At 60.8% G+C, this 13007-nt stretch carries 1 protein-coding gene; it reads left to right on the plus strand.

All coding sequences use genetic code 11. The annotated features are described in order from the left end of the window. Positions 1-3: 3 nt before the first annotated feature. Positions 4-12927, plus strand: coding sequence for a calcium-binding protein (locus G5575_RS13765; RefSeq protein ID WP_164534837.1), 12924 nt, complete (start codon positions 4-6; stop codon positions 12925-12927). The last annotated feature ends 80 nt before the right edge of the window (positions 12928-13007 follow it).

Here is a 13007-nt window from a genome sequence, read left to right on the forward strand (position 1 = left end):
AAGGTGGTTTCAGGTTCTGTGGCCGTCTCGGCAGGCTCGGTCGCAGTGTCTGTGGCGGGCGCTGGTTCCACCACCGAAAATAAGGTCGCCGTCCAGAACAAGGCCTACATCCAGAATTCCGGCATTACGACCGGCGACGTGGTCAAGGCGGCCAACGTTAAGGTCAATGCCAAGGATTACAGCACGATCGACGCCTATGCCGGCGCCGCATCATTGTCCGCAGCCTTCGGCTTCACCGGCTCGGCGGCCGTTTCGCTGGGCTCTGCTGTCGCTCTCAACACCATCGACAATGAAGTTCAAGCCTCGATCGTCGATGTCGATCAGTTGCAGGTGACCGGCGATGTCCCGGTCGCTGCCGATGGCTACATCTACCGTCCGGAAGTCACGCGGCTCAAGACCGCTGGTTATGAAACGACGGTCAACGGTCAGCGCAAGTGGGTACCGCCCGTCTATGAAACCGTCCGGCTCAACCCCGCTTACGCAACCAATTCCGGCAACCTGACGGTCCTCGCCGAAAGCGAAGCCGTCCTGACCGGTACCGTGCAGATGGCCGCCGTCGCTGCCTCCTTTGGTGGTGTGGCTGTCGCCGGCGGTGGCGCTGTCACGACCAATTCGGTGCTGTCCTCGACCGAAGCGTTCCTGCGCAACGGTACGACGACCGTAAACGGCGACGTCAAGATCGCTGCTTACGACAAGAGCACGGTCACGAGCCTTGTCGATGCTATCGCGGTCTCGGTCGGAATCGGTCTTGCCGCTTCCGGTGCAAAGGCAGAATCCGTCGTCGAAGTCGCCGTAAGCGCCAAGCTCGACAATGCCCGCCTCAACGCCACCAATGTGGTCGTCGAAGCCACTTCAACCCCTCGCGCGATCTCCGAGACCCGCGCTGTCAATGCCGGCGCCGCGGCGGTTGGTGTCTCTTTTGCTAAGTCGCGCATCAACAATATGGTCTCGGCGGAAGCCGGTGGCCCAGATATCCGCGTCAACACGCTGCGCGTTACCGCGGCCGAACTGGTCACCACCAACACCTATGCTGCCGATGCCAAGGCCCAAGGCCTCGCCGGTGGTCTGATCGGTGCCGATGCGACGATCACCGAAGCCACCAGCACCAGCGTCGTTACGGCGCTCATGACCGCAGGCAGCGTCATCAATGCGGTCCGTTCTGTCGGTGTCGCAGCGCAGAACGACAGCCGCCAGCGTGCCGTCAGTGACAGCATTGCCTTCGGCCTTGCCGCAGTCGGTGCAACCAAGGCCAAGGCCCTGTCCGCTGCCACGACCAGCGCCACAGTTGGCTCGGGCTCGACCATCAATGCCGGTTCGCTCAATATCCAGGCAACTGGCACCGACGATAACTTTGCTAAGGCCACACCGGGTTCTGTTGGCGCCCTTGCCATTGCTGCTGCCGATCTTGATACGTCGGCAACGGCGTCGACGATCGCCAAGCTCGGAAACAACACCACTGTTCGCCTGACCCGCAATACGGCTCTCGGCCAGACCGGTCAGTTCTCGCTGACTGCCGATCACCTGACCCGCGCCAACACCCAGCTCCAGACCAGCTCGTTCGGTCTGCTTGCCGGGACGGGCGCCAGCGGCGACAACCTCATCGACTCCGTTGTCCTCGCCAGCGTCGGCAACGCGGCTGACGTAAAGGCGGCTGCGATCCAGGTGCTCGCCTCCAACCGCTTTGAAAAGGTTGCGCTGGCTGGCAAGAACATCGACGGCACCGCCGCGGCCTTGCTCGCCGGTGCCGGCGCCACGAGCAAGACCGATCTGCAGCTCGTGACGATGTCGCTGATCCACGACAACGCCAAGCTTGAAGTCGAAGGCACCTCGGACAATGCCGGCGCCTTCACCGTTCGTGCGGTCAACAACATCTTCTATCGCGAAGACATCGCATATAAGAGCGGTGGGCTCGGTTCAGGCGTCTTCGTCCGCGGCGAACTCGACACCTCCGGCTCGCGCACGCGAACGGTCGATGGCCTGACCCTGACGCTCGACGATCTCAGCGCAACGGTGCGCCTGGGCGATAACGCAGCATCTGGCAACAGCAACATTTCGCTGAAGAGCGCGGGCAATATCGAACTGTCCGCCAACACACACGCCGATGCGGAAATGCACGTTTCGGTCGACAACTATGGCGGCGTCACCGTTTCGATCGCCCAGGCAGTCGTCAACCTGCGTCCGGTGAACTCGGTCGTCGTCGGACGCGGCAGCACCATCAAGGCGCTGCGTGACGTCAATCTGCTCGCCGGTATGAACTCGGCCTTCGCGCATGACAACTATCGCGTGCGTGTGTTTGCCGACACCTTTGCCGGCAGCGTCATTCCGCTCGGCGATGTCGTCACCGAATCCCTTATCTTCCAGCAGAACCTGATCACCGTGCACGGTGACAGCACCACGCGCGCCACGATTTCGGCAGGCGGCAATGTCCGCCTCTATGCCGACAAGAGCCCATTCGGGGACATCACGGCGCAGGGCAAGGCGGTCAATTGGGCCTCTGCTGTTGGTGATGCGCTGGACAAGGCGATGGGCGGCAAGGCCCACTTGCAGACGACTGGCACGGCCAAGCAGGACGCGCACGCCATAATCACCAATAACGGCCGCATCGAAACCGGCGCCAACCGCAAAATCGACCTGACCATCACGGGCATCGATGCCAACGGCAAGGTCACTTATTCCGGCGTCGGCACGGACGGTGTCACCGTGTCGGTAGTCAATCGCGAACAGCAGTCGGCTTATTTCGACGAGTTGGATGCAGCCTACGAGGCGCTGCGGGAATATTCCAACAACGTCAAGCTGCGTGATTTCTACAACTCGGAAATTACCCGCCTGACCAATCTGCTGAAGAGCCAGCAACTTGCCGTCGAACGCACTGCCGTCGATGGCGATGGCAATGTCATCTATAAGGACGGCAAGCCCGTCGTGACGCTGGTGCCCGTACGCAAGACCGTGGCGACAATCGTGGTCGCCCCGATCTTTGCCTCGGCCGGCTATATCGACCTGCGTTCGGATGTCCTGCAGGGCAGCGGCATCATCGACGCGCCCAGTGACGTCAGCGTCAAGATCGACAATACCAGCCGGTACGCCATGGAAATCCAGGGCGTCACCATTCCGGAAGATACCGGCGGCATCTTCTTCAACGGCTTCGACAAGCGCGTCCTGACCAATTCGAACGTTACCACGCAGAACAGCTCGAACGTCAGCAAGGAAAACAGCGACGGTATTCGCGCCGGCGAGCCCAACCTCGTTGCAGGCACGGCAAGCTTCTCGCTCAATCCGTCTCAGCCGACCACGACGGGTGGCGACCCGATCGTCATCATCAAGAACTCGATTGCCTCGCTGCCCACCGGCGTCACGATCTGGCCCAAGCTGAGCGTCACCGGCGCCATCGACGCGATCAACGCCCATGTCACGCTCGATACCAGCAATGGTCAGGGCGATATTCTGGTTAACGCACCGGTCGATGCCAAGACGCTCCAGATCAAGACCAACGGTCTTCTGGTGATCGATCTTCCGCCCGGCAGCGTCCTCCACACCGGCGGCAATCCGTACACCAACTGGACCGAAGGTACGGACGGCATGAGCCGCCTCGACGACAACACGGTCAGTGCAAAAATCGATGCGCGTCCGACGCTGGCTAACGCCATCATGGCTGGCCAGATATCGATCACTGCGGAGTACATCAATCTCAACGGCCTCATTCAAAGCGGGTCGGCCACTTACCAGATCGACATCAATTCCGATGTCTCGGCCGAGATCGAGACCATCAAGCGCGGTCTCGCCGATGGTTCTATTTCTGGCGGCCTCATTGAGCTGACCAAGGCCGGCGGGGTTGGCTTCAAGGCGTTCTGGGACTCCGAGAACAATCGCGTGGTCCTTCAGGAATTCCGCACGCCGGCAGGTTCGATCACTATCACTGGCAAGCTGATGAACACCGGCAACGGTGAGATCAAGGCGCTCGGCGGCTACACCAACATCGTCGTCAACAACAACACGGCACACAATGTCGTCGTGAAGCGCATCGACGTTTCCGAACGCGGTACCGGCAAGATTGTCCTGAACGATCGCTCGAAGGGCGCTGCACCTGGGCAGCAGCGGACGGATGGCGGCTATGTCCGCACGACCTATCTGACCAATGCAGACGGTACGACGTCCAAGCTGGTTGAAGATTTCATTCCGCGCGCGCAACAGCCTGCCGGCGTCGAAGGAAACAAGCCGAGCTACTCGAACGGGATGCGCATCAATCCCAATGTCGAGGCTGTTATCACCAACAATCTCGGAAGCAACTTCGGCTACTCGGGCACCTATCAGATCACCCAAGGCTGGCGTTACGGATGGTCCGTGGCGATGACCGAGCGCGAAAGTGTCAAGACCACTTATGGTACCGCAGCTTGGCTGGGTATCGACTGGCTTGCCGCGGATCCGGGTAATGTTGTCAAGGTGGAGAGGGAAGCTCTGACCCAGCCCACCTTGGTGGAAGGCAGTGACTACTTCTACATCGACACAGCAAATACGCAGCGCTACGATTTTATCAGCCAGAAGGTGACCACAAGTTCCCAGACGAGGGAAGGCAATAAGTGGGAAGTCAGCACCTGGTACGGCAAGACGACCTACTACCAGGAGATCATTGTCGAGAGCGATAACCGCACGACGGCCACGCACACGATCGAAGCGGACCGAAACGTCACGATCTCGATGATCGGGAACACGACGGCGAATGTGACGATCACTTCGACCGGTTCCGGTAGCGTCATCATCGAGGGCGGTATCCTCAACACGACCGGCAAGACCGAGATCGTCTCCAATGCCGACATCGTCGCCTCCGGCGACGCCTTGGTGCAGGGCGCGAACATTGTTCTCCAGGCTCGGGGCAATATCGGCGCCGCGGCCAGCGCACAGGACGGCGAAGTCAATGCCGGAGCGCTCAAGGTCGACATCGTCGACCAGTTCGCTGTCGATTATCGGGGCAATACGCAGGCCACGCCGACCAATGGCAAGCTGTCCGCAAGCTCGACTAACGGCAGCATCTTCCTACACGAAGTGAACGGCAACCTGACGCTCGGCACGGTTTCGGCAAGCAAGGGTGAAGTGTTCCTGTCTACCAAGACCGGCAACATAATTGCGGCCGATAAAACCACGACGCTCATCACGGCCAATACGCTGACGATGGTCGCCAATGGCAGCATCGGCACGCAGACGGATGACCTCCGCATCAACTCGTCCGCGACGGCCACCGGCCTCGTCAATCTTTCGGCGACGGGCGACATTGCCGTCATCGAAACCATCGGCGATCTGACCCTGCAGAAGGCAAAGAGCACGGGCGGTCGTGTCGAGATCGAAATCCTGTCCGGCTCGCTTCTCGATGGCGACAGCTTCGTCGAGCGTGATCTTCGCGCTGAAGAAACGCTGCGCAATGGCCTTTGGAAGGACCTGCAACTGACCAGCGGCGCCGGCGCCGCCCAGAAAGCCGAACAGGCCGTCCAGAACTACGAAAACTACAAGCGCGGCGAATACGCCCAGTACTGGAAGCTGCGCGCCAACGTCAAAAACGGCGCATACGTCCTCAGCGCTGCCGAGGAAGCCTATCTGCGAGCCAACGGCTCGGGTGACAGCGCAATCGCAACGCTGCAACAGAGCCGCTACCAGCAGTACCTCGCCTTGCACGACGTTTATGGCGTCTACGGCGACGTCTATCGCTCGGACATCAACGTGGCTTACAACCAGTACTGGACTTACAAGTCCGCCGGTTCGCTCGACGCGGCGGCGTTGGCTGATTACGACGATTTGCGCAAAATGTTCGATCGTCTCGGCGAGACCTCGAAGAACGCCAGCTTCGCTTACCTCTTCACCGATGCTGCGCTCGCCACCAGCATGCGTGCGGGCGTCAAGGTCTGGACCGAGCAGGAACTGCTCAACGCCTTCGGTGCGGGTCTCACCAAGCGCGTCACCGACACCGAAGTGGTCAAGGAAAACGCCAACATCGAGGGCAAGTCCGTCTGGATCAAGGCCTCGCAGGTCATCGGCAGCGTCCAGGTCGATACCGTCATCAACTTCTCGCCCGGCACGCAGAAGCAACTCTCCGACGCGGAGCGCATTGCCTTGGCTGCCGCCGAGCGTCAGGATATTGTCTACCTCAGCGAATACGCCACCGGCGTGAACGTGAACTTCGGCTTGGCCAATGTTGGCGGCACCTCGATGGGCACTATTACCCGTCCGGGCGGTAACTGGGACGGCTACCAGGCCGGCAGCCTCGTCTACATCAAGGGCAATACCCAGCACGCGACGGAAGATGGCGCCTACTACGTCGTCCACTCCGTCAGCGGCAGCACGCTCAACATCATGGGTGTGTTTAATGGCAAGGCGGCCGATGCCTCCTATGCGCTGTACAACGCCCTTGGCGTGTTCAACCCACTGAGCACCCAGATTGATCGCATCTCGGGCTTTGCAGCCGAACTCGGTCGCACCGTCGCGGTCGGCGAGGTTATCGAAAACCCGATGGATGCCGGCAAGTTCAGCACCACTTACAGTGCTGGTGCCGCCGTCACTGGTTCCTTCGGCAATGGCGGCTTCTACCAGGGCACCATCACGCTCGGTGCTGGCGATGTTGCCAAGGCCGGTGTCGTCGCGGGATCGAAGATCTACGTTCACGGCACTTCCAGCAATGCAACTCGCTCCGCCGACAGCGGTGCGGCCAAGATGCCGGACTACTATGAAGTCGCTTCGGTCGTGGGCGATGTCATCACTCTCAAGACTGGTCAACTGCTGACTACCGAACTGGGTGCCAACGTCCAGATCGGTCTTGTCACCATCACCCAAGTCACCCCGCCGCCGGTTCTCAAGGCCATCATCGTCGATCGTCGCGAAGATCTTGACGTCTCTGTCGAAGGTCAGCTCGATGCCGAGGCAAAGGCTGTCTACATCGGCTCTGAGCAGGATCTTAATCTCGGCCAGATCAAGGCTGGCACATTCGAGGAGGACAAGTCGACGGGACAAATCCGTCTCAAGACCAGCGGCAATATCAGCAACGTCCTGACCTCCGGCGTGAACCTTCTCGGTCGCGATATCCTTATTGAAGCGGGCCAGGGCCAGATCGGCAACAGCTCCAAGGCTGTTACGGTTAGCCATTTGGGAACAACGACATACGAGGGCGGTCTCATTGCCCGCGCAAAGTCGAGCATCTGGATGAGTGCGCCGACGACCGATCTACGGGTGGAATCCGTCTTCTCGTCTGAGGGCGATGTGTTCCTTTCGGCTCTCAACAAGTCGATCGTCGATGCCCTGGGTGGCGACGGCGCCAAGATCGTAGCCCGCCATGTCAGCCTCAGCGCGGTCAATGGCTCCATCGGTTCGCTCGGCAGCTACCTCGATATCGACATCACCAGCCCGCTTCAGGCAGCGGGAAGTGCGCTCGATCAGGCTAATGTCGGGACGATCATCGCCAATGCACGCAACGACATCTACCTCAACGAAACCGATGGCGATCTCAACGTACGCGGCATTGTTTCCACGCACGGCAATGTGGGTCTCGACGCGCTGACCGGATCGATCATCGATGCCGAATATGCCGTACCCGGAATGGACGGCGAGGTGGTTCGTCTCGGCGCCGACATCATCGGCAACAGCGTGACGCTGAACGCCTATTTCGGTATCGGTGCGCCGGGCCAGGAACTGGAAATCAACAGCTCCGCTCAGGCAGCCGGCATCGTCACCGCCTATACCGATTTCGGCAGCATTTACCTCACCGAAACGGCAGGTCACCTCAACCTCTTCCAGGCCGGCAGTGGCATGCTTGCCGGGCCGACCTTCACTTTCCTCACCGCGCTTTCGGGCAGCATCCTCAATGCCCGCGCCACGACCGAGGCCGACAAGCGTAATATCGTCTCCGGCAAGACCTACCTGGTCGCAAGCCTCGATGTCGGCGCCAGTGGCAACCGCATCGTCAGCGGCATTGCCAATGTCGAAAGCTGGTCGAAGGCTGGTAGCACCTGGATCCACAACCTGGGTGGCCTCGAGGTCGGTGGCGTTAATGCCGGTGCGCTGTTCGCAGCGCGCAGCGGTGGCTCGATCAACATCAGCGCCGCCAGCCCGATCACGGTGTCCAACAACAACTACGCGGCGACCGGCGACATCAACATCACGGCGGGCGAAGACAACGACGTCGACAACCCGGCGACTCCCGAGAACGAAGCCATTGCCGATAATGTCGTCATTAAGAAGGATGTCGTGCTGGAGGCTGCGGCCGGCAGCATCAACATCACCGCTGGCGATGACGTGCACATCGAAGATGGCGCGAAACTGACGGCGAAGGTTGACATCACCATTAATGCCGATCTCGGCACGGTGGATGGCACCGCGACCACCGTGAAAATCGAAGGTGACCTGCGCGCACAGGGCAAGATCACTTTCCAGACCGGAAACGGCAATGATACGATCCTGATCGAAAAGACGGCGCTGCTGCTGGGCAACACCTTCATCAAGGCCGGTGACGGCAACGACAAGATCGTTATCGATCAGCTCGCTTCGATGATCACCTACAATGGCGTCGACGTCCTCGACGGCACCGACGCCAATACAGCTCGTGACTTTGCTCGCGACCCGGTAACTGGTCGTCTGCTGCGCGATCGCCTCACCATCGATGGCGAAGGCGGCACCGACCACGTGCTGGTCAACGTCAATGGCGCCAGCGATTACGTGCTGACCGTCAGCGATAGCGGCGCGGGCCATGACGGCGTCGATGTCCTGCAGGTAGAAGGTCTAGCCACTGCTGACACCTTCCTGCTGCGTCACAACTTCATCGCCCACCTGCGCGACAACGGCGCCGGTGGCTACCAGGACGCCTTCGAGCGCATCAACTACGATGCTTCAATCAATGGCCGCGTGATCGTCAACGCCAATGCAGGTGACGACAAGTTCTTCGTCGACGACAATGCTGCGATCCTGACCCTCGACGGCGGGGCGGGCAATGACGCCTTCCAGGTCGGCCAGGTGTTCTCGAGCAAGCGCGATACCTTCGATGTGATCCTTTCGCAGGAAGATCAGTTCAAGACCATCGAAACCACGCTTGGTCACATGTCCTACGGCATCACCTTGCCGGCGGTCATGTTCGGCGGCATCGGCGACGACATCTTCACCATCTACTCCAACCACGCCGACCTGCGTCTCGAAGGCGAGGATGGGAACGACACCTTCATCATCCGTGCGTTCGCGCTCGCTCAGGGCATCAACGTCAAGGTCAATGGCGGTACCGGCGACGACGTCGTCCAGTACAACATCAATGCCCCGGTCGACATCGACGGGGGCGCCGGCTTCGATAAGGTCGTCGTGCTCGGCACCGAACTTGATGACGTCTTCGTCGTCACCAAGGACGGCATTTATGGCGCAGGCCTCACCGTCCGTGTCGCTAATGCCGAAGCCATGGAAGTCGACGGCCTTGAGGGCGACGACACGTTCTACGTGCTCTCGACCGACGCCAATGTCGTGACCACCATCATTGGCGGTCTTGGCAGCGACACCTTCAACATCGCAGGTGACGTAGTCGATAAGGTCGTTTCCGACGACAACGACGGCGATCGCGGCATCATCAGCCACACGGTCAGCAGCCTCGATCCGGCCTACGCAGGTCTCTTTGTCCGCGGCATCGACTTTGTCGCTAAAGGCGGTACCACGGCTGCTATCGATCTTGGTAACGGCCTGAAGGTGCGTGAGAACGCGGCTGCGGGTAGCGCCCTTTACAAGGACGACTACACCATTTCGCTGCCTGGCGCTTATAACGGCCACCCTGCCTTTGTGACCGTCTCGGCAGCCCAGGCCTCGGCCGCGCTCCGCAACATCAACGGCAAGACGGTGCTGGTCTCGCTGACCGGCAATGACGGCGATTGGCACGAAGCGCTGACCATCACCTTCGACAACCAGAACTGGACGTCGGGCGCTAAGGTCTACGTCAAGGCCGAAGGCGACACTGCCCACGAGGGTACGCTGAAGGTCGCGATCAGCCACACCGTCATCAGTGCTGACAAGGCCGTCGATGGCTTCAAGATCCAGAACGCCCTAGTGACCGTGGTTGACGACGACAAGCCAGCCATCATCATCAATGAAACCGGCAATGGCACTTCGGTTACGGAAGGGACGACCGCCGGCTCCGCCACGGGTGGCTCCGCCGACACCTACACTGTCGAACTCAGCAAGCCACCGGCTGCCGGTGAGATCGTCACGGTCGTGGTCGGTCTCCCCGCCAGTGGGCAACTGACGGCCGATCGCACCAGCATTCGCTTCGGCGCGGTGGAAAACCTCACCGCCGAAGGTGGGCCGATTTATGCCTGGAACAGCGCACAGATCGTTACTCTGACCTCGCTTGGCGACAATACGCCAGAGAACCGTGCCAGCGCACTGGTCACGCACACGGTCACCTCGTCCCTGGCCGGTTCAGATTTCGACAACCTGCCCGACGGCTACAAGGAACAGATCCTTGTCGACATCGTCGACAGCGACTCGGCTTCAGTCGAGATCATCGAGACCGAAGGCAGCACCGTGGTTTCGCAGTCGCATCAGAACGACAGCTACCAGATCAAGCTGAGCACAAGGCCCACGCACGAAGTCCGCGTCGGCATCAATGTGGATGGCAAGGCCAAGGTCTTGGTCAGCGGCAACGTCTTTGCCGATGGCAAGGGCGGCTACTATGCGCTCTTTGCCGCCGGTGCGACCGAAGCCGTCACCGTCAACCTCCAGTATGACGAAACTGCACAGGGCAACGACAGCCCGTTCCGCGAATTCGCCGTCCAGCCGCACGATGTCGGCCGCATCGCCGGACCGCTGATCATCGAGGGCGGTGCAGGCACGCAGCCGCGCACCATCACCCGCGCTGTAGCGCTGCCCGACGAAGTCAACGTTCCGCTCACCGTCGTCGTGCCTCCGGCCGGCCAGGAAGATCTCGATACGCTTAACGTCTATACCGACACCGCCACCACCGGCATGACCGGCAAGCTCACGGCTACGACCATCAACGGTCTGGGCATGGGCGGCGGCCTGCCACCGATCACTGCCGACATGGGCAACGGCGCTGCCAAGACCTTTGATCGCGGCATCACCTATACCGGTCTCCATGTTGTCGAAGTCCTGCTCGGCCAGGGCGACGATACTTTCACCATCGAAAGCACTGCGCTCGATACCATGACGGTCGTGCACGGCGGTGGCGGCAGCGACACCCTCAAGGTCAAGACGCACGACGCTTCGGGTGCCAAGGCCCTCGGTCCGATCGTGCTCTTTGGCGATACCTCCGCTGACGGCAGCCGCTACTCCTCGACCCTCGAAAAGATCAATGGCCAGGCTTTCCATTTCAGCAATCCGGGCAATGACACCATCGACGCCTCCGATGCCCTCGGCATCGTCGTGATCGATGGTGGCAGGGGCTCGGACACGCTGATCGGCGGCCAGAGCACCAACTTCATCGCGGGCGGCGTCGGCAACGACACCATCACCGGTGCAGCTCAGGGCAAGAACTGGATCATCGGCGACAGCGCTTTCAGCATCGATTATCGCGCTCGCACTGTCAGCATCGACACGTCGGCCACGATCGCGGTGCCAAACGGCAGCAATGGCGACCTCTCCGGCGACGACACGATCACCGGCGGCAACAAGTCCAACGTCATCATCGGCGATCACGGCACCATCCAGCAGGATCGTCTCGCGGGCGAAATCGTCGATCGCGTCGTCGGCGTGCTCGACATGATGAACGACCGCCGCGTCGTGCTCATTAAGACCGTCGGCACCGGCGGCGGCAACGACACCATCCACGCCGGCGACATTGCCGGCGCCGACCCGCAGGACAAGAACATCCTGATCGGCGGCGTGGGTAACGACGTCCTCAAGGCAGGCCTTGGCAGCAGCGTCATCCTTGGCGACAACGGTGAAGCGAGCTTCACCGCAGGCGTAGTCACGGCAGTTCGCAGCACCGACACGTCAGTCGGCGGTGAAGACGACATCGACGTCCTCAATGGCACCCATGTAATCATGGGCGGCTTCGGCAAAGACACCATCGATGCCGGCCAGGGCGGCAGCATCATCCTGGGTGATAGCGGCGAGGCGATCTTCACCAATGGCGGCGTCACCACCGTTCGCACCATCGCGGCTGAGATTGGCAGCGATGACAGGATCACCATTCTCAAGGGTGAGCATGTGATCATGGGCGGCGCAGGCGCCGATATCATTAAGGCCGGCGAGGGTGGCAGCGTCATCCTCGGCGATAGCGGAGAGGCGTCCTTCAGCAGCGGCAAGGTCACGGAAGTGTTCAGCATTGCCGCCGATATTGGCGGGGCCGACAGCATAACCGTTCTCGATGGCACGCACGTCATCATGGGCGGCATGGATGCCGATACCATCGATGCAGGAACTGGCAGCAGCGTCATCCTCGGCGATAGCGGCAGGGCCAAATTCACCGAAACCCGCGCCTTGATCAGTGTGGTCAGCATTGCCACCGACAAGGGCGGCGACGACCAGATCAAGGTGCTCGACGGCGAACACGTCATCATGGGCGGCTTCGGCAGCGACACGATCAACGCCGGCAAGGGTGGCAGCATCATCCTGGGCGATAGTGGTGAAGCGTTCTTCACCAATGGCAAGGTCACCGAGGTCTCGAGCATTTCGCCGGAAATCGGCGGAGCCGACAGCATCACCGTTCTCGATGGCAAGCACGTCATCATAGGCGGCATGGATGCCGACACCATCGATGCCGGGACTGGCAGCAGCGTCATCCTCGGCGACAGCGGCAAGGCACTCTTCACCGAGGCCCGCGCGCCTGATCAGCGTCGAAAGCATTGCATTCGACAAGGGTGGCGACGACCAGATCAAGGTGCTCGGCGGCGAACACGTCATCATGGGCGGCTTTGGCAGCGACACGATCAATGCCGGCAACGGCAGCAGTGTCATCCTCGGTGACAGCGGCAAGGCGCTCTTCACCAACGGCAAGGTCACCGAAGTCTCAGCATCAGCATCGCTGCCAATATCGGCGGTGCAGA

The sequence above is a fragment of the Devosia aurantiaca genome, from assembly GCF_011058215.1.
GTDB classification, from domain to species: domain Bacteria; phylum Pseudomonadota; class Alphaproteobacteria; order Rhizobiales; family Devosiaceae; genus Devosia; species Devosia aurantiaca.